This window comes from Bacteroidota bacterium (genome assembly GCA_020402865.1).
Taxonomy (GTDB): Bacteria; Bacteroidota; Bacteroidia; order Palsa-965; family Palsa-965.
In genome coordinates, this window is sequence record JADBYT010000002.1 from 63325 (window position 1) to 86423 (window position 23099).

At 48.7% G+C, this 23099-nt stretch carries 21 protein-coding genes; 14 read left to right on the forward strand and 7 right to left on the reverse strand.

All coding sequences use genetic code 11. The features are described from left to right. Positions 1 to 77: 77 nt before the first annotated feature. Positions 78 to 848, reverse strand: coding sequence for a hypothetical protein (locus IM638_01320; protein ID MCA6361653.1), 771 nt, complete (start codon positions 846 to 848; stop codon positions 78 to 80). Positions 849 to 997: 149 nt separating this feature from the next. Continuing rightward, the gene (locus IM638_01325; GenBank protein ID MCA6361654.1) at positions 998 to 2599 is read right to left on the reverse strand and encodes a glycine--tRNA ligase; all 1602 of its coding nucleotides are present in this window, start codon (positions 2597 to 2599) and stop codon (positions 998 to 1000) included. A 108-nt stretch (positions 2600 to 2707) separates the two neighbouring features. Between IM638_01325 and IM638_01330 the strand changes: the two genes are divergently transcribed. The 11 genes from IM638_01330 (at position 2708) to IM638_01380 (ending at position 14547) form a co-directional block, all read left to right on the forward strand. Beyond that, positions 2708 to 3178: a hypothetical protein gene (locus IM638_01330; GenBank protein MCA6361655.1), complete on the forward strand. Its 471-nt coding sequence runs from the start codon at positions 2708 to 2710 to the stop codon at positions 3176 to 3178. After that, positions 3175 to 3942 (forward strand): heparin lyase I family protein, encoded by a 768-nt coding sequence (locus IM638_01335; protein MCA6361656.1) that lies wholly within the window; start codon positions 3175 to 3177, stop codon positions 3940 to 3942. The genes IM638_01330 and IM638_01335 overlap by 4 nt, the downstream gene beginning before the upstream one ends. 508 nt (positions 3943 to 4450) lie before the next feature. Then, the gene (locus tag IM638_01340) at positions 4451 to 5362 is read left to right on the forward strand and encodes a hypothetical protein (protein MCA6361657.1); all 912 of its coding nucleotides are present in this window, start codon (positions 4451 to 4453) and stop codon (positions 5360 to 5362) included. Between the two features lie 107 nt (positions 5363 to 5469). Next, positions 5470 to 6045: a DUF3109 family protein gene (locus IM638_01345; GenBank protein ID MCA6361658.1), complete on the forward strand. Its 576-nt coding sequence runs from the start codon at positions 5470 to 5472 to the stop codon at positions 6043 to 6045. A 60-nt stretch (positions 6046 to 6105) separates the two neighbouring features. Further along, positions 6106 to 7488 carry a M23 family metallopeptidase gene (locus tag IM638_01350; GenBank protein MCA6361659.1) on the forward strand — a complete coding sequence of 461 codons (1383 nt, stop codon included), beginning with the start codon at positions 6106 to 6108 and terminating at the stop codon, positions 7486 to 7488. Between the two features lie 529 nt (positions 7489 to 8017). Further along, positions 8018 to 8995: a ribonucleotide-diphosphate reductase subunit beta gene (locus tag IM638_01355; GenBank protein MCA6361660.1), complete on the forward strand. Its 978-nt coding sequence runs from the start codon at positions 8018 to 8020 to the stop codon at positions 8993 to 8995. A 54-nt stretch (positions 8996 to 9049) separates the two neighbouring features. After that, positions 9050 to 11434, forward strand: a complete 2385-nt coding sequence (locus tag IM638_01360) for a ribonucleoside-diphosphate reductase subunit alpha (GenBank protein ID MCA6361661.1) — start codon at positions 9050 to 9052, stop codon at positions 11432 to 11434. A gap of 310 nt (positions 11435 to 11744) precedes the next feature. Continuing rightward, on the forward strand, positions 11745 to 12713 hold the full coding sequence (locus IM638_01365) for a hypothetical protein (GenBank protein ID MCA6361662.1): 969 nt from the start codon (positions 11745 to 11747) through the stop codon (positions 12711 to 12713). Between the two features lie 132 nt (positions 12714 to 12845). Further along, a complete protein-coding gene (locus IM638_01370; protein ID MCA6361663.1) occupies positions 12846 to 13271 on the forward strand; it encodes a VOC family protein in 426 nt (141 codons plus the stop codon). An 86-nt stretch (positions 13272 to 13357) separates the two neighbouring features. Next, positions 13358 to 13672 (forward strand): divalent cation tolerance protein CutA, encoded by a 315-nt coding sequence (gene cutA / locus IM638_01375; GenBank protein ID MCA6361664.1) that lies wholly within the window; start codon positions 13358 to 13360, stop codon positions 13670 to 13672. Positions 13673 to 13728: 56 nt separating this feature from the next. Then, positions 13729 to 14547 carry a methyltransferase domain-containing protein gene (locus IM638_01380; GenBank protein ID MCA6361665.1) on the forward strand — a complete coding sequence of 273 codons (819 nt, stop codon included), beginning with the start codon at positions 13729 to 13731 and terminating at the stop codon, positions 14545 to 14547. 9 nt (positions 14548 to 14556) lie between these two features. On the opposite strand, the gene IM638_01385 is transcribed toward IM638_01380, so the two are convergent. Beyond that, positions 14557 to 16101, reverse strand: a complete 1545-nt coding sequence (locus tag IM638_01385; GenBank protein ID MCA6361666.1) for a hypothetical protein — start codon at positions 16099 to 16101, stop codon at positions 14557 to 14559. A 476-nt stretch (positions 16102 to 16577) separates the two neighbouring features. On the opposite strand from IM638_01385, the gene IM638_01390 reads away from it, so the two are divergent. Both IM638_01390 and IM638_01395 read left to right on the forward strand, forming a co-directional pair. After that, complete coding sequence (locus IM638_01390; GenBank protein ID MCA6361667.1) at positions 16578 to 17468, forward strand: helix-turn-helix domain-containing protein; 891 nt, start codon at positions 16578 to 16580, stop codon at positions 17466 to 17468. After that, complete coding sequence (locus tag IM638_01395) at positions 17465 to 18208, forward strand: class I SAM-dependent methyltransferase (GenBank protein MCA6361668.1); 744 nt, start codon at positions 17465 to 17467, stop codon at positions 18206 to 18208. The genes IM638_01390 and IM638_01395 overlap by 4 nt, the downstream gene beginning before the upstream one ends. Before the next feature lie 45 nt (positions 18209 to 18253). On the opposite strand, the gene IM638_01400 is transcribed toward IM638_01395, so the two are convergent. The 3 genes from IM638_01400 to IM638_01410 are packed head-to-tail and all read right to left on the reverse strand — an operon-like array spanning position 18254 to position 20402. Further along, positions 18254 to 18817: an aminoacyl-tRNA hydrolase gene (locus tag IM638_01400; protein ID MCA6361669.1), complete on the reverse strand. Its 564-nt coding sequence runs from the start codon at positions 18815 to 18817 to the stop codon at positions 18254 to 18256. Between the two features lie 9 nt (positions 18818 to 18826). Further along, a complete protein-coding gene (locus tag IM638_01405) occupies positions 18827 to 19423 on the reverse strand; it encodes a 50S ribosomal protein L25/general stress protein Ctc (protein MCA6361670.1) in 597 nt (198 codons plus the stop codon). Between the two features lie 40 nt (positions 19424 to 19463). After that, on the reverse strand, positions 19464 to 20402 hold the full coding sequence (locus tag IM638_01410) for a ribose-phosphate pyrophosphokinase (GenBank protein MCA6361671.1): 939 nt from the start codon (positions 20400 to 20402) through the stop codon (positions 19464 to 19466). 200 nt (positions 20403 to 20602) lie between these two features. Between IM638_01410 and IM638_01415 the strand changes: the two genes are divergently transcribed. Continuing rightward, positions 20603 to 20794, forward strand: coding sequence for a cold-shock protein (locus tag IM638_01415; GenBank protein ID MCA6361672.1), 192 nt, complete (start codon positions 20603 to 20605; stop codon positions 20792 to 20794). A gap of 374 nt (positions 20795 to 21168) precedes the next feature. On the opposite strand, the gene IM638_01420 is transcribed toward IM638_01415, so the two are convergent. After that, on the reverse strand, positions 21169 to 23088 hold the full coding sequence (locus IM638_01420; GenBank protein MCA6361673.1) for a hypothetical protein: 1920 nt from the start codon (positions 23086 to 23088) through the stop codon (positions 21169 to 21171). Between the last annotated feature and the right edge of the window lie 11 nt (positions 23089 to 23099).

The following is a 23099-nucleotide window of genomic DNA, read 5'->3' on the forward strand; positions in this document are numbered from 1 at the left end:
TCAACTTTTAGCAGAAGGTATGCCAGATCGGCAGCTTGTTGAAGGCTTATATTTGAAATATGAAACATTTGTGCCTCTTAAATCTGGCTGTTTATTATTTGGAGGGTTTGGGTTTCATCCAGAGACTTGAAAAAGCCATTTGGCAGTTGCTTTCCTTCAACAATGCCATTTTTACCCAATTCCTGTTTCAAGGAATCTAAAATCAGATTTTTTATCTCCAAGCCCTCGATTATTCCTCCATATAATATTCTGTATGCTATTCCTGGCTGACCATCGCAAACAATGAGTTCTTTTACTGTGTTTGTATTTATGCTTACTGAATTAATGTCGCTTGATGGTTTTACACTTACTTTAAATACATGAGGAGTGAGGGAGTTTTTATCAAAATGAGAGAAAATGAATGTGGTTTCTCCAATAGATCCGTGTTCATTCATGTGCGCACTTACTTCCTGATGTAATATTTCACAGAACTCTTCGATTTTTCTGACAATTCCCTGTTGCCTGTAGCTGCGTTTGTTTTTCTGCGTTTTTTTCTTGATTTCGGCTACCAGATTGACAATACGTTTATTATTAATTATTGCCGAACCCGCAGTTGAGATGAGAGTATAATCATCATATTCAAAGAGTTTGTTTTCGAAGTCTTTTGTGTGAGATGGTTTGGTTTGAAATAGCTGTGTTATTTCTTCTTCTGAAAATGAAAAGCCATTTTTCTTTTTTGCTACTGCACGGTTTTTCTCGATGAAGTCTTCCCAGTCTACTCTTTCCAGTGTTTCCGTAAACGAGGAAACTAAAGAATCAGCAACAACAGCAATCCCATCTTTAGCAATTACGCTTGCAATAAAAGTCATACATCAAGTATTGGTTGAATTTGTAAATATAAATACGGCGACAGGTGTATGTCAAGGAGAAAATGTGCGAAGAGAAAACTTATATATAAACAACAGCGGCAGAAGAACATTCTTCTGCCGCTGCTATATTTATAAACTACTAATTCAATCTACACAATCCGTTTCAGCGCCGATTTCAAACTCACGCGCTCATCAATAATAGCGGCAAGTTTGTCGATACTCACACGCTCCTGTTGCATACTGTCGCGTTCGCGGATGGTTACGGTGTTGTCTTCGAGGGTTTGATGATCAACGGTAATGCAGTAGGGAGTGCCAATGGCATCCTGACGGCGGTAGCGTTTTCCGATGTTGTCTTTCTCTTCATAAACGCAGTTGTGATCGTACTTGAGCAGGTTCATAATCTCAAGTGCTTTTTCGGGCATGCCGTCTTTGCTCATGAGCGGGAACACGGCTGCTTTTACAGGGGCGAGGAAAGGCGGAAGATTAAGTACCACACGTTCGGAGCCATCGTCGAGTTTTTCTTCTTTGAGCGAGTGCGAGAGTATGGCGAGGAACATACGGTCGAGACCAATGGAGGTTTCGATTACGTAGGGTATGTAGCTGTGGTTGTCTTTCCAGTCTTCTTCGGTTTGTGTTTTACGCAGTTCCGAGTTTTGCGGGCCGGTGTAGTCGGGATCGAAGTACTGGAGTTTTTTGCCCGAAAATGCCTCGTGGTTGCGCAGGTCGAAATCGGTACGCGAGTGTATGCCTTCGAGTTCCTTGAAGCCGAAGGGGAATTCAAACTCGATATCGCAGGCGGCATCGGCGTAGTGCGCCAGTTTGAGGTGATCGTGGAAACGGTATTTGGTTTCGGGGAAGCCCAGTGCGCGGTGCCATTTCATGCGGGTTTCCTTCCAGTGGTTGTACCATTCGGTTTGCGTGCCGGGGCGGATGAAGAACTGCATCTCCATTTGCTCAAATTCACGCATGCGGAAGATAAACTGGCGTGCCACAATTTCGTTGCGGAAGGCCTTTCCGGTTTGCGCAATGCCAAACGGAATTTTCATGCGGCCGGTTTTCTGCACATTCAGGTAATTCACAAAAATGCCCTGTGCGGTTTCCGGACGCAGATATACTGTGCTGGCATCACCCGCCACTGCACCAAGCTGCGTGCTGAACATGAGGTTAAACTGGCGCACCTCGGTCCAGTTGCGTGAGCCTGATACTTCACACACAATTTCCAGATCAAGAATAATCTGGCGAAGCTCCTCCATGTTATTGTCTTCGAGCGCCGTTTTGAAACGCGTATTGATTGCGTCTATTTTCTGCTGATACTCTACCACACGTGCATTGGTGCTGCGGAACATGTCGGCATCAAACGTTTCACCGAAACGTTTGGCGGCTTTCTCCACCTCTTTCTTGATCTTATCTTCAATTTTCGCCACCGCCCCTTCGATAAGCTGATCGGCGCGGTAGCGTTTTTTCGAATCCTTGTTGTCAATCAGCGGATCACTGAACGCATCCACGTGGCCGGATGCTTTCCAGGTAGTAGGGTGCATAAAAATTGCCGCATCAATACCCACAATATTCTCGTTCAGCTGCGTCATGGCTTTGTACCAGAACGTGCGGATGTTGTTTTTGAGTTCGGCGCCGTTCTGGCCGTAATCATACACAGCGCTTAATCCGTCGTAAATTTCACTCGACGGGAAAATGAATCCATACTCTTTACAGTGCGAGATAAGGTTCTTGAAATGATCTTCCTGATTAGCCATAGTGGCGCAAATATAGTACGCATCAGTGAGCCCACAGTCACCGGGTATCCTTTTGATTTTAAAAATTGATGTGTGGAATATGCCGTAAGAAGTTTATATTTGATTGTGATGCAGCGATTTATTGCTTTTTTTATTCTGCCTGTGCTTTTCGTTCCTGCCATGTTGCGGGCCCAGGCCACACACGCATTTCATGCCGAAGTACTTGGTATGGGTGGTCTGTACAGCTTCAGCTACGAGCGCACTTTTGGCGCAAAACAATGGATGCTTCAGCCCGGATTATCATTTTTTGTGGCCGACAGCAAACCACTTATTATTATTCCGGTGATGTTTAAAAAGGCTTTCGGCAAAGGCGTTCACCGCTTTGAAACAGGCATCGGTCAGGGTTTTACATTCAGACCCGACAACGGGCTCAAATTTTTTATGCGCGGACTGCTGCTGGCCGGATGGCGCATGCAGCGCAACGGGAGTCCCTGGATTTTTCGCGCATTTTACATGCCCTATATCTCCTACCTCATCAACGTGCAATACCAGCACTGGGGCGGAATAGGTATTGGTTATCAGATAGGAGGGAAGTCATGAAAAAAGTATGCCTGGCAACAATGCTGCTGATGCTGGCCGGTTGCTATAAAGCGCGTAACGAATACCTCGAAACGGCGATAAAAGACTATGCGGAAGATTTTGAAAGCTACACGGCATTTCCGCAGCCTGCATTTCTTGCCAACTGGCCGGGGTCGCAGCTTACGTTTTCGCAAAACAGAATTTCCATCGACTCCACATTTTCGCATTCCGGCAATAAATCGTTGCGCTGCGAGGCTACCAATACCCTGGGCGGCGATGTATCGAAAGCGAGCATTCTTAAAAACGATCTCGGCTTTGAGCAGGGCGAAGAAATTTACTTCGAATGCTGGTATTATCTCACCGCAAGTTCGCTCCCCAACATTTTTATTGCCGATTTTGAAGAGCCTGCCACCATCAGTTCAAGTCCCGGTTTCAGGCTTATGCTGAACGAAAATGGCGAATTGTGTGTGGAGCGGAATAAAATGAACAAAAGCACACTTTCACAAACGGGTTCACAGCCGCGTGTATTTCCGCAAATGCAATGGGTGCGCATACAGCTCGAGGCCAAACTCCACAAACGAAATAACGGCTATGTAAAAGTGTGGCAAAATGGCGAACTCATTCTTGAACACTACGATGTACAAACCCTGCCACGCGATATGATTTACGTTACACAGGGCACTGCGGCCGTGCTGCGGCAGGTGGAAATCGGGCTCACGGCAAACAGCAGCAGTGGTTCGGCGGTAATGTATGTGGATGATATGCGAATCAGAAAACTGCGTTAACCGTACTTAGTTAAGTTCGCCACACCACTCAGCGGGCTTCACATACCCTGTTTGTATAATTAGCTATTAATTATCCGCTTATAAATCAGCAGGCGCATACAACACATTCACAGACTCTAAAACTGCTGCGTGAGTATTCCGTATGTAAAGCTCCTGAACGCCCCGTTCACGCCTTAACCTTACCATTGGCTCAGTAACGGCTTCCATTCACTCATTTAGGCTGGCGTTTGGCTTTATGCCAAACTACTTTCGGGTCATAATTACAAAAGACCAGAGGGGCTGTAAGGATTTTTGTCTTGATTTTGATGGATTTTTTGTCCGATTGAGGCGGCTTTTGCAGCGGATCTTTGAAAAAGATCTGTGAAAAGCCAACGAAAAGCGGGTAACTAAGACGCAAAATTTCTGGGAAGAAAAATTCAAAGAGCCTCTGAAACCGAATGTGCACAATTTCGTCAGTGGTAGCCGAAAAACTGTAAAAGAGTAGGCATCATAACCCAAAACAAATCACATGAATACGAAACTGTTTACAGCCGGTTTGGCCGGCGCAGGCATACTGTTTGCAGTTGCATTTGTCAGCTGTCAGAAGGAAGAACTGATTTTTGCTGACAATAATGAAACAATCACCGGGCAAAAGGGCGGTAACCCCACAGTGCAAACCCTGAATCCTCCGGTGGGCGGTAAAGCCTATTCGGCTGTGTTTAATAGCGCAGGAACCTGCACGGGAGGCCCCATTGTAACCTATAATTCTTCAATTCGGTATTTCAATCCGACCAATGGAACCGGAGAGATTATTGTAAATAATCAGGTGTGCTATGCGCGCGCTGTTGCCGAAAATCCACTGGGTTGCGATATATATGTTGCTGTGGGGACTTCCGCCAGCGGTGTTAGTCAGTTATTCACTATCAGTAACACCGGCGCGCTTACGCTTATCGGGGACTTACGGAATCCCAACGGCACACCTTTTTATGTGGATGAAATGGAATGTGACATTTCCGGCAATCTTATTTTTCTGAACGGAGTAAATGTATTTTCCGTTCCACAGGCCAACATTACAGGCCCCAACATTACAGTTCAGTCTAATGGTACTATCGGATCAATTACGGTGAACCGGAAATACTCACTTTGCCGGAATGGTATTCAAATGCGGGTTGTATTGGATAACAAGCCGTTTAGCGGGCCCACTACTACCACAATTTACAACCTGACCGTGCCCATGAGCGGCTCGGCAACAATTGCCGGGGTGGCAACCTACAACTCGCCGGTGAATAGTATTGTGGATATTGCCACGTACTATCATGCGGGTGTACTTTACTACGCCAAGTCAGGCAATTTATACAATCTTGTTGCCGGAACCAATGTTGGTATTGCTACTATGTCAACATTTAACGACATGACCTACCGCGGAATTTGTAATCAGTAGCTTGTTTTACCCGTCCCAGTCCAATACCCCTTACCGGCTTGCCTGAACAGGTGAGCCGGTTTTTTTTTGCCCGGATAAAAATAATTCCTTTGCCTTACCTTTGCTGCATGATTGAAATTGGCCGCACACTGGTAGCTACCGAATTACTTGAGCGCAAATTTGTGTGCGATCTTACCGCTTGCAAAGGTGCCTGCTGTATTCACGGCGATTCGGGAGCTCCGCTGGAAGATGCGGAAACAGATAAGCTGGAAGAAATTTACTCGGCTGTAAAACCCTACATGACACCCGCCGGCATTGCGGCTGTGGAAGAGCAAGGAACCTGGGTAACCGACAGCGACGGCGATAAAGTGACACCGCTCGTGGGTGGCGACAAGGAATGTGCCTATGTGTATTTTGACGAGAAAGGAACAACCCTTTGCGCCATTGAAAAAGCATGGAAGGAAGGCAAAGTAGATTTTCAAAAACCGGTTTCCTGTCATCTTTACCCCGTTCGCATTACACCCTACAAGAAATTTGATGCGGTGAATTATGAGCAATGGGATATTTGCGCGCCGGCCTGCTCCTGCGGCGATAAGCTCGATGTGCCGGTATTCCGCTTCGTGAAAACGGCGCTCATCAGAAAATACGGCGAAGAATGGTATCGTGAGCTTGAAGAGGCCGACCGGCTTATGCGTAACGCATAATTTTACTTGTGAAAAGCTGTAGCAGTGAGTATCTTTCGATACTCACCTGACTCAGCTCACATGAAACGTTTCCTGTTATTTTTGTTAAGCATCCCGGCATTGTGCCCGGCTCAGTTTATTTCACAACCCGCAGGCAGTGCCTATACGTTTCAGTCGGGCGAGTGCATTAGCGATGCGCAGCGTGCGCAAATACGCACCCTGCTCGACAGCAGCAGGCAGCAACTTATTGCACAGGGCCGGCTGAGTAGTGTGCACAGCGCACAGCAGGTGGCGCTCAACTGGCCCCTGCGTTTCCGGTCGGGCATTACGGAATATAATTTCTACTCCATTTCCGGAGGTGTTGATCATAATCCGCAATTCCCTAACCAACTGCTCGATTACAATTGCGGTTCACTTACCTATGATACCCAAAGCGGCTACAACCACGCCGGCACCGATTATTTCCTCTGGCCGTTTGCATTCAATAAAATGGACAGCTCGGAAGTAGAAATTGTGGCCGCCGCCGCCGGGACAATTATTTATAAGTCAGACGGTAATTTCGACCGGAGCTGTGCATTTAACAGCAACAACTGGAACGCCGTGTATGTGCAGCACAGCGACGGCTCCGTGGCCTGGTACGGGCACATGAAAAACGGTTCGCTTACCACCAAAACTGTGGGTCAGTCCGTAGTGCAGGGCGAATACCTCGGTGTAGTAGGCAGTTCTGGTAATTCAAGCGGTCCGCACCTGCATCTCGAAATTTACGATGCAGCCAACAACCTCATCGACCCCTATGCCGGGCCCTGTAACTCGCTCAATACAACCAGCTGGTGGGCTTCGCAGGAACCCTACTTCAACGGTGGCATAAACCACATTGCCACAAACAGCCAGCCGCCGGTATTCAATGCCTGTCCCGGAACCGATATCCGCAACGAGCGAGATTATTTTCTGGGCACTGACACCATTTACCTCATGCTCTACTACCGTTTCCTCGAAACCGGCGACAATACCACATATACCATTTACCGGCCTAACAATACAGTGTGGGGCACATGGCCATCAACCCACAATGGCCCCGATTACACCGCAGCCTGGTACTATTACTGGATTATACCCGGTGTTGGTGCGCCTAACGGGCAGTGGAAGTTTGAGGCCACCTACAACAATCAGACTTATTACACTTATTTCTACCTCGGCACTACTGCTGCTGAGCAAATGCAGGCAACGCCTCCCGCAGCCAGAGTGTGGTACAACCAAGCCGCCACCACACTGCAGCTGGCCTCTACACAGCAGGGTATTTTGTATGTGTTTGATGCGGCCGGGAACCGGGTAAAGGAAACTGTAGTGCAGGATGCCAATGAAGCCGTGTGGTGCGGCGATCTTGCCGCAGGGCTTTATATCTATCACTTTGCCGGAGATAACGGGGCCTCGGTAGCCGGGAAAATGGTGGTTTCGGCCAACTGATGCCTAATCGTAATTCAGCGGTTTCCGGCGGGAGTTCAGCACGTTTTTCAAGCCGGTAAACAAAACCGGCTGTTGAAAGGCGTAGTGGCTTGTTGTTCAGCAGAATGTGTGGTATCGAGAGGTTGAAGCAGCCTTTTACGCAGGAAATTCCGGTTTGTTTTAGGGCAATTTTCAGATGTATTTCCGCTGAAATTTGCAAAGGGGTAAGGTAGATTTTTATTAAAATTTACATACACGCGCCGTACCCCGCACCGTTATTGAAAAAAAGCAAAGTTGTAACCCGTTTTCAACAGAACCGGCTCGTGTAGTGTGTTGACAACTTCGGGACATTGTTAATGGAATGGACTTGACTCCTTCGCCCGATTTCTAAAAATTTGTTGTCGGCGATAACGCTGAAGCAACCAGAATCTAAATGCTTCAACGCGAAGAGATTAACCAGAAACAGCAGGCACACCGCCTGCTTTTTTCGCCACAAAAGATTGATAATCAAAAAATAACATACACTTCATCCCAAAAGGAGGGCAGAATTATGGCAGAGACGACAGAACCGATTTTGGTTGATAATAAAGACCGCTTCGTGTTGTTCCCGGTTAAGTTCCGGGACATCTGGGAAATGTATAAAAAGGCAGAAGCCAGTTTCTGGACTGCTGAGGAAATCGACCTTTCGCCTGACCTTACCGACTGGGCGAACAAGCTGAATGATGATGAGCGTTATTTCATCAAGAACGTGCTGGCGTTTTTTGCAGCCAGCGACGGGATTGTGAACGAAAACCTGGCCATCAATTTCATGCGCGAGGTTCAGTATCCGGAGGCGCGCTGCTTTTATGGCTACCAGATTATGATTGAAAACATTCACAGCGAAACTTACTCGCTGCTGATTGATACCTACATCAAAGATCCGGTTGAGAAAGACAAGTTATTCCACGCCATCGACACTGTTCCGGCTGTTGGGCGTAAGGCCGAGTGGGCGCTGCGCTGGATTTCGAACGGTTCGTTTGCCGAGCGTCTGATTGCATTTGCTGCCGTGGAAGGCATTTTCTTCTCAGGCTCATTCTGCTCTATTTTCTGGCTCAAGAAACGCGGCCTGATGCCCGGCCTTAGCTTCTCAAACGAACTCATTTCGCGCGATGAAGGCCTGCACTGCGATTTTGCATGCCTGCTCTATACAAACCATCTCCAGAACCAGCTTCCCAAAGAGCAGGTTACACAAATCATTGCCGACGCAGTGTCGATCGAAAAAGAATTTGTAACCGATTCGCTGCCCGTAAAACTTATTGGCATGAATGCCGAACTCATGTGCCAGTACATTGAGTTTGTGGCCGACCGCCTGCTCGTGGCTTTGGGCTGCGATAAAATATACAACGCCACAAACCCGTTCGATTTCATGGAAATGATTTCGCTGCAGGGCAAAACCAACTTCTTCGAAAAACGCGTGGCCGAATATCAGAAAGCCGGTGTGACCTCAGACCGCAGCCAGAATGTGTTCAGTCTCGACGAAGATTTCTAATTCAGCCAAACCACCAGTACCCCCACATACTCATCTCTAAAACACACACGCTATATGTACGTAATCAAACGCGACGGCAGCCGGGAATCGGTGAAATTCGACAAAATCACCGCCCGCATTCAGAAGCTCTGCTACGCCCTCGACCCTGTTCACGTGAGCGCGGTTGAGGTAGCCATGAAGGTTATTCAGGGCATCTATCCCGGCGTGACCACCAGTGAGCTCGACAACCTGGCAGCCGAAACCGCTGCCTCGCTCACGGTAAAGCACCCCGATTACGCCTTGCTCGCCTCACGCATTGCCGTTTCAAACCTGCATAAGAACACTGAAAAGTCGTTCTCCAAAACAATGAGCATGCTCTACAACTACGTGGACCCGAAAACCGGTCAGCGTGCAGCACTCATTGCCGACGATGTACACGAAATTATTCAGGCCAACGCGCAGCTGCTCGACTCAAGCATCATTTACGACCGTGATTTCGGCTACGACTATTTCGGGTTCAAAACCCTTGAGCGTTCGTACCTGCTCAAAATTCACGGCAAAATTGCCGAGCGTCCGCAGCACATGCTCATGCGTGTTTCGGTAGGTATTCACAAAGACGATATCGAATCGGCTATTGAAACCTACAACCTCATGAGCGAGCGCTGGTTTACACACGCCACGCCCACACTCTTCAACGCCGGCACACCCAAGCCGCAAATGTCGAGCTGCTTCCTGCTTCAGGTTAAAGACGACAGCATTGACGGTATTTACGATACCCTGAAAAACTGCGCCAAAATTTCGCAGAGTGCCGGTGGTATCGGTCTGAGCATTCACAACGTGCGTGCTACCGGTTCATACATCCGTGGCACAAACGGAACCTCAAACGGCATCATCCCCATGCTGCGTGTGTACAACGATACCGCACGCTACGTGGATCAGGGTGGTGGAAAGCGCAAAGGTTCCTTCGCCATTTACCTCGAACCCTGGCACTCGGATATCTTCGAATTCCTCGACCTGCGCAAAAACAACGGTAAGGAAGAAATGCGTGCACGCGACCTCTTTACCGCACTCTGGATCCCTGATCTGTTTATGAAGCGCGTGAAGGAAAACGGCGAGTGGTCGCTGTTCTGCCCCAACGAATGCCCCGGCCTGCACGATTGCCACAGCGAAGCGTTTGAAAAGCTTTATACCAAATACGAAGAAGAAGGACGCGCCCGCAAAACCATTAAAGCGCAGGACCTCTGGTTTGCCATTCTCGAATCGCAGATCGAAACCGGAAACCCGTACATGCTGTTTAAAGATGCGGCCAACCGCAAATCAAACCAGCAGAACCTCGGCACCATCAAATCATCAAACCTCTGCACCGAAATCATCGAATATACCTCGCCCGATGAAGTGGCCGTGTGCAACCTCGCTTCTCTCGCACTACCCCGCTTCGTTGATCAGGGCAAGTTCGACCACCAGCGCCTGTTTGATGTAACCTACGTGGTGACCAAGAACCTGAACAAAATTATCGACGGCAACTACTACCCCATTCCTGAGGCGCGCAACAGCAACATGCGTCACCGCCCCATCGGACTTGGTGTACAGGGCCTGGCCGATACGTTCATTCTCATGCGCTATGCCTTCGATTCGCCCGAAGCCAAGCAGCTGAACATCGACATTCACGAAACCATTTACTACGCCTCCATGACCGCGTCGAAAGACCTGGCCAAAGAGCAGGGCGCCTACGAAACCTTTGCCGGGTCGCCGCTTTCAAAAGGTCAGTTCCAGTTCGACCTTTGGAACGTGAAGCCCACCGGCCGCTGGGAGTGGGACATTCTGCGCGACGAAGTAATGAAGCATGGTGTACGCAACTCACTGTTGCTGGCACCCATGCCCACCGCTTCAACCTCACAAATACTCGGCAACAACGAGTGCTTTGAGCCTTACACCTCCAACATTTACACCCGCCGCGTACTCTCCGGCGAGTTTGTGGTGGTAAACAAACACCTGCTCAAAGATCTCGTGAAGCTGGGCCTGTGGAACGATAACCTGAAAAACAAAATTATTGCCGCCAACGGCTCTATTCAGGACATTGCCGAGATTCCGCAAAACATCAAGGAACTGTACAAAACAGTGTGGGAACTTTCGCAGCGCACGCTCATTGATATGGCCGCTGATCGTGGCGCCTATATCTGCCAGAGCCAGTCGCTCAACCTCTTTGTACAGAGCCCCAACTTTGCGAAACTCACTTCGATGCACTTCTACGCCTGGGAAAAAGGCCTGAAAACAGGCATGTACTACCTGCGTACAAAAGCAGCTGCCGATGCCATCAAGTTTACGGTTGATACTTCAGCCCTTCAGGCTGCTCCCGAAACCACCGGCACCACCATCGAAGACGTGACCAGCGAACAACGCCTCGCCGAAATCGCCTGCTCACTCGACAATCCGGATGCCTGCGAAGCCTGCGGCAGCTAATACAGCCATTGAAGGATAGGTTTTGAAGAAAGAAGCCCTCTTTGCGAAATGCGGAGAGGGCTTTTTGTGTAAAGTAAAATTGAAGGCAACGTTTTTTATTTGCTGCGTCTGTATCTAAAAACCTGTTAATTGTTATAAGAGAAAGCTAAACCCAATATTACTTGAACAGGTAAGAAACGAAAACCTTCTTTTCGTTGCAATATGGCCTTTTGGGGCTGATTTACAGCTTGAACGAGGTAAGTAAGCCATCAACTCCGGTTGCCAGGCAAATGCAACCGTTGCAATTTTATCCCAACAAAACCCGAAACACATGAAAAAGATCATTCCCCTTTTGTGTATTGCCGCATTCGTTATGCAGGCATTTACCGGCTGCCGCCGCGAACCCGATACACTTACATACAGCAGTCGTTCCGAAGCATTTCTCAATGCTTTCTACGACCGGCATAAACCGCGCACAGAATCGTTTTCCTTTTCCGCATCAGCAGGATATACACATACTACACAAAAAGGAACAGTGGTTGTGATTCCACCCAACGCCTTTGTCGATCAAAATGGCCAGCCTTACAACAGCACCGTAACGGTTTCCATTACTGATTTGTACAAAAAGAGCGAAATGCTTTTTGCCGATATGCACACCGTAACCACCGGCGGTTTGTTGCTCGAATCGGCCGGCGAATTCAATATCAAGGCAGTAAACTCCATTCAGGTGCCACTCGAACTTGCGCCCGGTGCATTTATCCGTATAGAACAACCGTTGCAGCCCCAGCAGCAAATTGAACCGGGCATGATGGCTTTTATTGCGGAGCAAGACTCGGCAGGCGGAAACGGATGGGCACTGGCTGATACCGCAAGTGCCGCTCCACTCGTATCCGCACAGGCGAACTATATCTTTACGCTGTATTCATTTTCCACTCCGCTTGGCAATGGCACCTGGTGCAATTCTGATCAGCCGGCTTTTGGTACAATGCCCACCACCACGCTTACACTTAACGGAACCGATGACTACACGGAATTTTCAACCGATGTTTTTCTGATCTTCTCCGGTGTAAACAGTATGATTCATGTGTATTACGGTGGTGGTACGGGTGGAGCCGTGTTCCCCTATCCGTATGCACCGCAGGGGCAATCGTGCACGCTGGTAGCCATAGGTGCAAAAGACGATCAGCTTTATGCTTCGTTTGTGCCGGTAAACATTGGCACACAACCCACCAATGTAAACTTTACGCTTACACCAATCAGTGAAAACGATTTTGTAACGCAATTAGAGGCATTGAACTGATTGGCCGAGCAAGAAGATAAGCACGCTTAACAATATCAAGCAGGGGCTGCCGGGTAATATTCTGGCAGCCCCTGCCTGTTGTTATTCCCAATGAGAATGCGTAATCTTAACAAACCAATCATTCATCACCACATGGCAAAAGTTACATCCCTCGGCGGCATCCTCTTTAAGTGCGATGATCCGAAAGCACAAAACGAATGGTATCGCACACATCTCGGTTTACAAACCGGCGATTATGGTACCTCGTTTATCTGGCGTAAACACGGGCATCCTGAACAAACCGGCTTAACGGTGTGGAGTCCTTTCAGCAACAATACCAAGTATTTTGCGCCTTCCGAAAAATCATTCATGATTAATTTCCGTGTCGATAACCTCGATGAATTACTTGCGCAGCTTAAAGCACAGGGTGTGGAGCAGGTAGGCGAAGTGCAGGATTATGAGTATGGCCGCTTTGCGTGGATTATGGATCCGGAAGGCAATAAAATTGAACTCTGGCAGCCGCTCGAAAATGAATCGGAAGATTCACTCGGCAATGACATTACCGGTGTGGGTTACTAACTGCACGGAATTAGAATACACTTAAATACATAACCGGGTGCAAAAACCGGTATGTATTTTGTGCCGTTGTAAAGTAAAACCGCAAAATGATTTTATTGCACATTGCCTCCGCCAGCGACAGCGAATTGACGCACATTGCCGCACTGCTGCTGAAAGAAAAATTAGTGGCTGATGTGCGTATTGATACCATCAGAAGGCTCCTGCTGAACGAGAAAGGGCAACTTGAAGAAGTACCCCGCTTTTTACTCATCTGCAAAACCAAAGCATTATTATTCAACAGCATTGTAGATTTCATCCGCGAAAACAACAACAGCAGTCTCCCCGAAATTTATGCCCTGCCGTTGGTTAGCATGGAGCGTTCGCAGGAAGAAAAGGTTCGTATGCATACCAGACAGGTTTGAGCCTTGTGCGAGGTGTTGCCGTTTTGCCCCTTATCTTTGTCTGAAATAAATTTTCCATGAGCAACAACAGCAATTATCTGCACGGTTTTACCACTGAAGAACAGGACAGGCTTTATCGCCAGGCCCGTTTTCTCGAAAGTATTATTTACCGCGATGTGGAATTGAGTCAGGTAAAACAGTTGCTCGAAGTAGGAAGCGGTGTGGGTGCACAGTCGCAGATACTGCTGCGCCGGTTTCCTGATCTGCAGCTTACCTGTCTCGACTTTTCGCCCGCCCAGATTGCCCGTGCCGAACAAATGCTGGCCACCAGCCCGCTGGCTGCCGGTCGCTACCAGATCAGGCAGATGAATGCAATGGATATGGATTTGCCCTCGGCCACACAGTTCGACGGGGCCTTTCTCTGCTGGGTGCTGGAGCACGTACCCAGTCCGCAAAAAGTGCTTTCCGAAGTGCGCCGTGTGCTTACCCCGGGCAGCGTGGTATATATTACCGAAGTGCTCAATTCCACCTTTTTCCTTGAGCCGTATTCGCCCAATGTATGGCAATACTGGATGCGCTACAACGACTGGCAGTACGACAATGGCGGCGACCCGTTTGTGGGTGCCAAGCTGGGCAACCTGCTGCTTTCGCTGGGCTACACCAATATACGCACACAGGTAAAAACCATTCACCTCGATAACCGCCAGCCCGGCCGCCGCGCCGAAATGATTGCCTTCTGGAGTGAACTCCTCCAGAGCGGTGTGCCGCAAATGCTCAAAGCCGGTTACGTTACCGAAGAAACAGTTGCCCGGATGAAAGAGGAAATGCACAAAGTAGCCAAAGACCCCAATGCCGTGTTCTTCTACTCATTTGTGCAGGCCACTGCACATACCTGACCAGGCGCGCTAACGCATATCCATATCAAATGTATAGGTCCCGCTGGTGGCTACTTTCTCATTCCCGTCATAAATTACAAGATAGTATTGTAATTTATGATACTGCCCGTTTGCCAGATTCAGCTCGTTATACGGTATAGTAATTGAAATATCGGAATTGGCGGACTTGCTGTAGAGTGCATTCTGAAACTTTGGCATAAACTGGCGGCAAAACATCAGCTCAGCGCCCGATTGATTGACCAGCTTTTTACCATCGGTAAAGGAAAAATAGGCACATACCCGATAATTGTTGTTAAGCCCGTTCTCAATTGAAAACTGTGGCCTTATGTTGAGAAACTTATTCCTGTTGTTGAATTCGGTAATGGAAGAAAAATTGTGAATGATAGCCCCCTTTGTAAAATCGAAATAATAATGACCGCTTTTGAATAAATCATTCGAATGATTGCCCCATAATACAACCTGAAACTTCAGCTTGGAGTGACCCTGATTCATGTGTAATTCATCGTAAGGAATAAATAATTCCATTTTGGAATATCCCCCAACTGTAAAATCAGGGATAAATTTATACGAAACGGCTACCTGACCATCGGGTGCTTTATATTGCTGGTTAAAATCGCGCAGCATTTCACCATTTGCGTAATAGAAATAGGCGCTAAGCTCGCACGACTTTCCCATTGAATTTTTCAGTGAAAAAGAAGAATAAATCCGCATGCCCTTTTGATTATCCTTGAATTGATTATGCTGAATTTCAATCCACATATCTGAACACGTGGCTTCATCAGGGTTTTGTACCGTAGTGATTGGAAGCAGCGTTACCCTTTTCGGATACATTTCTTTAATCAGGCGAATATCTCCTTCTGATAAATCACTGTTCCAGCCTACCGAGTAACCGTTCCGGGTAAACTTTTTATCCACCGGATAGTGCATAATCGAATTCGGATCGTATTGCTGATTGGTGAGGTTTACGCTGTACCGGCTCAGCACCTGCTGATCCACCTGCTGTTTATTCCAGCCATGCGTCATAAAATAGTAGTTATATACGTATTCCGTATTCCACTGAATCGGGCTGAGCGGATTCATGTGCTCGTGAAGTAAGCCAAGCGCGTGCCCAAATTCGTGCAGCACAGTTGATTTTACCCACTCGTCGGCAGTCTTGTCGTCAAAGCCCTCAAAATTCATTGTCGGATTTCCAAAAGCGGCCTTTTGCCGGGCATTGGTACCGATCAGACTCCAGTAGCCGCCTTTTTGAAATGCAATCAGAATATCGGGCACGCCCGTGCTGTGAAAGTCGAAGGTGATGTTTGCATAATTCTCCCAAATTTTGGCATACCGCTCTATTCTTGTACGCACACCCTGCGTGCCGCCGTTGAACTGTACATGAATAATACTGCCGTTGGTCCATTGCACATTAGCAAGGTAAACTCCGCTGCTGCTGCCTGCGGCTACTTCCTGATGTTCGAGAATCTGATCGGTACACATTCTGACCTGAGCTAAGGCCGGAACTGCACTCATCAGCCATGCACACAGGAGGCTGACTTTCAAAGTTGTTTTCATTGTGTAAGGGTTTGAAATAATGTTTTAAAGTAATAAATAGTCCCGCACATGCTGCTCAATTGTGCATGCTGAGCCATAAATGAGTGCGACAAGCTATATACTTTCCGGGAAAGTGTATTAATCCCGCAGAGGGCCGAAGAGTAAGCCGGAAAAATAAGTGTAGTTTCTGATCGGTTCCCGGGGCGTTGTGGGCTTTACGCGATCAATATTGCATAAAAATGCGAAAGACCGGCTTCAGCCTGCCAGTCTTTCGCGTATTGGTGTGTTAAGCGGAATATTGTGAGCGACAACTATTCACGCTGTAGCAATCCGGTTCCAAAACCCATAATACCTGATTGCTTCACAAACATACATAGTTCAATAGTGTATTTGTTAATTCTATTTTAGCTTGTTTTTTGCTGATTTTAACCTTGGGTGCTTTTTTCTTCCAACAAGATGATTAATATTGCACCAACCAACACACCTGCGTAAATCTTATGAAAGCATTACCCTTTAAAATCCCCATAGTAGGGGATACCTCCGTAATTGTGGAGGAAGAAATAGAACCTCACTTTTACACTTACCTTCACCAACACGAGGAAGTTCAGCTAACCTGGATTCTCAAAGGTGAAGGTACGCTAATTGCCGGGAACTACACCGGGCAATTTTCATCGGGCGATATTTACTGGTTTGGCCCTAATCTGCCACACGTATTTCGTTGTGATCCAATTTATTTCCAGAACAAAGCCTGGCTCAAGGCGCAATCAATCTCGGTGTATTTCGATGTGTCGGAAACCCGCACCGGGCTTACTGATATTCCCGAGCTCACCGCCCTGCGGCAGTTTGCCAGCCGTTCGGGAAGAGGATTTCGGATTGAGCCGGAAAATTATGTGGCCATGACCGAGGCTTTTCTGAAAATTCGTGTGCAGCAGGGCATCCCCCGGCTTATGGCTTTTTTGCAACTGGCCGAAGAAGTGCTGCACCACAGTAGTTTGCAGCCGCTTTCGGATGTGCAGGCGGCTAAAGACCTTTCCGAAAAAGAAGGAACGCGCATGCACACCATTTACGATTTCACCCTGAAAAATTTCGATAAAGACATTAGCGTAAGCGACGCAGCTGCACTGGTGCACATGACACCCGAGGCCTTTTGCCGCTTCTTTAAAAAGCACACACGCAAAACCTATGTCACTTTCCTCAACGCCGTGCGCGTAGAGCAGGCCTGCCGCCGGTTGCGTACCGAAAACGACCAGCTTGTGGCCGAAATAGCCTACTCCTGCGGTTTTGGAAATGTATCGCATTTTAACCGCGTGTTTCGCAAAATAACAGGCAAAACCCCGCGCGAATTTCAGCAACAGGCCGTCGCTCAGGTGCAGAAAGCCAGCCGATGAAAAGCATTATCCGCAAACTGATTACCGGACGTGTCAGTCAGGTATTTATCGATAAGTCCGATGAATACCTGAACTGGCTGCTGGTGTCGAATCCCGGCATGCAGCACAAAGGCAATATCTATTGCTTTGAGCTGGCCGTGTGCGAGATGCCTCGCGGATTACCCGTACTCGAAATTGGTGCGCATGCCGGACTTTCGGCCAATATACTCACGTACCTGCTGCATAAACTCGGCCGCAGCGTACCTGTACTTTCGGCCGATCCGTGGATTGTGCGCGGCTACCGGGATGAGCAAGAGCCCGGTGAGGCTTACTTGCAGGTACTGGGCGATAATGCGCTGATTTCCCGCAAGTCATACGCCGATTTCATCTGTCAAAGCTACCTGCAAAACACCCGCTTCTTCAGTCCGCAAAACCAGCCCTACGGCTTTCGCCTCACGGCCGATGCGTTCTTCGAAAAATGGGCCGCCGCACAGCCGCTCACTGATCTCGAAGGCCGGAGTTTTGCCACTGGCGGCCAGTTCGGGCTCGTGTATATCGACGGCAATCACGATTACGACGATTGCCGCCGGGATTTCGAGAATGCTCACCGCTTTCTGGCTCCCGGCGGTTTCATTCTGTTCGACGACTCGGCCGACGGATCACCGTTTGGTTCCGCGAAATTTGCAAAAGAGCTGGAAAGGAATTCGGCCTACACGCTTGTGGCCAAAAACCCAAACAGGCTGTTCCGTAAAACGGGGTGACTTGACTTTTTTTGGCGGGGTGGTACTATTTTGACCAAACGGTGTTTACTTTCCGTTAAAGTTGGTCATGGTAAGTCCGATGCCGATGGTGGTGAATGCTTTTATCGCCTCGCTGCATTTTTCCAGCCGCTCAGGGAGCAGTTTTTGCTCGTCGGCATTCCATTTGCCAAGCACATAATCCACTTGGCGGCCTTTGGCAAATTCGCTCCCCACGCCAAAGCGCAGGCGGGCGTATTCCACACTGTTCAGCGTGGCCTGAATGTGTTTTAAGCCATTGTGGCCGCCGTCGCTGCCTTTGCCTTTAATGCGGATCGTGCCGAAGGGCAGGGCAATGTCGTCGGTTACCACCAGCAGGTTTTCCTGAGTAATTTTTTCGGCCTGCATCCAGTACTGGATGGCTTTGCCGCTCAGGTTCATGTAGGTGGTGGGTTTGATGAGCACGAGAATACGGCCCTTGTGCTTTATCTCTGTCACAAAAGCATGGCGGTCGTGCCTGAAAACAGCACTGGATGCCCCGGCAAGGGCATCCAGCACTGAAAATCCGATGTTGTGGCGGGTGTTGGCGTATTCGTCGCCGATATTGCCGAGGCCCGCGATTAAGTATTTCACAACAGCTTATTATTTTTTGCCTTTGGCAGCTTTCTTGTCATCGGCAGGAGCAGCCGCAGCCACGTTACGGGTGGTTTTAATGGTTACCACAGTCAGCGACGGAGCGTCGAGCAGGGCAAGACCATCAAGAGCCACTTCGCCGGCACGGATAGACTGGCCGAGATCGAGGGCGGTGATGTCGATAGTAATTTCACCCGGCATCTTGTCGATGGGGCCGCGCACTTTCAGTTTGCGCATTTTCTTGGTGAGTTTACCACCCGCTTTCACACCGGCAGAGTTACCGGTAAGTTTAATGGGCAGGCTCATTGTAACCGCTTTGCCATCGCCTACTTCCAGGAAGTCGGCATGAAGGATGCGGTCAGTAACGGGATGCAGCTGAAGGTCTTTCAGAATCGCTTTGTGGGCTACGCCGTCGATGGTGAGCTCCACAGTATGCACGTCCGGCGTAAACACGAGCGGCTTAAACTCCGCTTCGGTTGTCGAAAATGCAATCTGATCGGCACCACCGTACAGTACGCACGGCACAAGGCTCTGAACACGCAGCGCTTTAGCATCTTTTTTCCCTACGTTCGCACGACGCGAACCGCTCATAGCTACTGATTTCATTGCTTGTTGATTTGGTATTGATTGGATTTGATTAAAGATTTCAGATGATAAAATGTGAACTGATCGACTCGTGGTTTACGATGCGGTGGAACACATCGGAAAACATCTCGGCTACCGACAGCACTTTGATTTTGCTGCTTTCCTGACGCAGCGGAATGGTGTCGGTAACAATCAGTTCGGTGATTTTGGATTTCTCCAGGTTTTCATAGGCTTTGCCCGAAAGCACCGCATGTGTACAGAAAGCACGCACGCTCAGTGCGCCGCGTTCCATCATCATATCAGCTGCCTTGCAAAGTGTGCCGCCGGTGTCAATTATATCGTCCACCAGCACAATATTGCGGCCTTCTATTTCGCCGATGGCCGTCATGTGATCCACCACATTGGCGCGCGAACGCTGCTTGTAGCAGATTACAATGTCTGATTTAAGGTGTTTGGCGTATGCGTTTGCGCGTTTTGAGCCGCCCATATCCGGCGCCGCCATGGTCAGGTTTTGCAGGTTCAGGCTTTCGATGTAAGGAATAAACAGGGTAGAGGCGTAAAGATGATCTACCGGCACATCAAAAAAGCCCTGAATCTGATCGGCATGCAAATCCATGGTCATAATGCGGTGTACACCGGCCGTAGCCAGCATATCGGCTACTAACTTGGCACCGATAGCTACACGGGGCTGGTCTTTGCGGTCCTGACGGGCAAAACCGTAATAGGGCATTACCGCAATAATTTCCTTTGCCGAAGCACGCTTGGCCGCGTCCACCATCAACAACAGTTCAAACAGATTGTCGGTAGGCGGCATGGTTGACTGTACGATGAAAACGGTTGCACCACGTACGGTTTCTTCATACGAAGTTTGAATTTCTCCATCGCTGAATCGCTGAAAAGTCATATTTCCAAGCGGCTGACCATAAGACCGGGCCACATTCTCGGCAAAGTGCCGCGAGGCTGTTCCTGTAAATATTTTGACCAGTGATGACACGCGCAGTCGTTTTTAGGGCTGCAAATGTAGGAATTCGGCTGAAATACCGCAAGTTTTTCAACAGGTAATCTTTAAGAAGGATAGATAATTAAGTGCTTGTTTATCAATAAATTAATGCATAACTGCGAATTCCCTGGAGGATAATGTGTTAATATCTACGTATATTGGTCTATCTTTGACAAAATAATTCAATACCAATCAAATCAATGAAAACTGGAACAGTAAAATTTTTCAACGAAACAAAGGGCTTCGGCTTCATCAAGAACAGTGAAGACGGCAAAGACATCTTTGTTCATGTTTCCGGACTGAAAGAAGAAATTCGTCAGGACGACGAAGTTGTTTTCGAAGTTCAGGAAGGTCGTAAAGGCCCCAACGCAGTTAACGTTCGTCGTGCATAATATTTGCTGAGATAGTTACCTGAAAGCCCGCTCAAATTGAGCGGGTTTTTTGTTTTTTGTGATGTTGGTTTAGAGGTAATGGTGCAAAAATAGTTGGTACAAACTCAACCACCGGGCAGCATTCCCCCCGGTGGTTTCGACGGCATTTGTCGCATGTGAGCATTTTTGTAGCTCAACCACCGGGCAACATTCCCCCCGGTGGTTTCGACGGCATTTGTCGCATTTGAGCATTTTTGTAGCTCAACCACCGGGCTACATTCCCCCCGGTGGTTGAGTTTATCGAAACCACCGTAATTCAGTTCCCGGTGGTTGAGTTTATCGAAACCACCGTAATTCAGCTCCCGGTGGTTGAATGGCACAAAATCCACGTTATGCTAAAATGATGGCGTAATGGTCATGAAGCTTTTCTTGATTTCAAATGCGCAATCGGCCACGTTAGCAGGAAAAATCAGCGTAATGCGGCCTGTACGTGTGCTACGCACATTGATAAAACCCTGCAGTTGTGTATTAGGCGTGCGCGTGTTGTAATAGTTTACTACATACATCGCATTGCGTTCAAAACCGTTTAGTGTTATGGTTTTGCCGGTCCGGTTTTCGGGCGCAGCTACAGCATCATCGTCTTTAGGCAGTTGCATTTGTTTCTGGTTGCGGTCGCGGCAGTTTTGGCTCATGTTGGCCCACCAGTAGCTGGTGTTGTGGAGCCAGCCGGCGGCTTCTGTGCCTGCTTCATTGCTGCACCAGAAGGCCTCAAGGCCGTTTGCGGTGTTTGTGCCGGCACGTGTAAATTTATGCATGGGAACCTTCGCCAGGAAGGCTGCCAGCGCGGGGAAATTGGCCGCACGTATGCTGTCGTTGCGCCATTGCCACCAGTTGAGTCCGGTGCCGAAACAACCCGTAAAGCATGTGGCCCAAAGTGCGTTGTGAAAGCTCACATCGCTGCACCAGGTGTAATCGTCGGGGTCGGCCGCATTTACAGGGCCGTTTATCATTCCCATTTCGCCAAACTGGCTGGGTTTGTTGTACCGGCGCAGCGTGCCGCGTTTTTCGCCAAACAGCCCGTCGCCGTTTATGAGTTCGTAGCGGCGGTGATTGTCTCTGAAATCGTTTGTGTAATGATGAAGGCTTACAAACTGCACGCCTTCCAGGTCGTAAATACTGCCATAAGGCGGTGTGGCAAACGACACAGTAAGCAGGTGGCGGTTGTCGTGCAGGCCATTGCGCACAAAGTTTATCTGCTGTTCAATCCACGATTTAAACAGGGGCCGGTTTTGCTCAAACTGTGGCCAGTTGTCCATTTCACCCATCAGTTCATACACCGCCAGATTGGGGCTGCTGCCGTAACGGGCATGGAAATAGCGGATGAGTTGCTGCTGCAGTTTCAGGGCCGAATCGTTGCGCAGCAGTTCGAGGTAGCTGCCTGAGGCCACCGTGTTTCGCAGCGGGTGTTTTTCCCAGTTCCACTGATGCTGCCACGGCACAGTATAGCCGTGATGAAATTCGAAATTCACCTGCGCGTATATGCCGCGTTTTTCGCAAATATGCAGCATACTGTCGAGCGCAGCCGCATGATCCTGCCTGTAGTTGCCAGCTACACTGCTTTCCAGTCCGCCGCACCAGGGTGTAAGTACAATGCGCACAAAATTTCCGCCGCAATCGGCCAGATGATTAAGATAATGGTACACATCCTCAAATCCGCCGATATACACCGGATGCGGACCATTGAATCCTTTCAGCACGGCTTCTTCGGCCCAGGCAATATTCTGGCCGATAGCGAAAAACGGTGTGCCGTCGGTAAATTGCAAATGACGGTTGTCGGGCGCCACCTTCAGCCAGCCGTGGCGGTCTGATGCGGCACAGTTAAAACGTATGTTTGTGGCCACGGGTATGGCGGTTTCGCCGGGCTGCGTGGTAAGCAGTTGCATGGTCCATATTCCCGGTAGCGGTGGTGCATAGCGAATACGCCAGGGCCAGGCAGCAGCTTCAGTATCGTAGCGGTTGGCGGCGCGGTTTATTACCGGCGCTTCGTACCAGAAAGCCTGTACCGTATCGCGCAGCACACCATTGCTGAATATTGCCCGCAGGTTAAGGTGTTTAGTCGTATATGGACTCAGTCCGCCACTTTCCCCGGCAATGAATGCCCTGAAACGGTTATCCATCGACGGGATGCTTACCCCCGCTTCAAGGGTCTGCCATTGTTTTACAGGCTCCTGACTAAGCAGTTGGGCATAAAAATTCAGTTGTGCCTGCGCTGTGAAGCAGAATAGTAGAGAAAGAGAAAAAAGTAATTTTCGCATTACTTCAAATT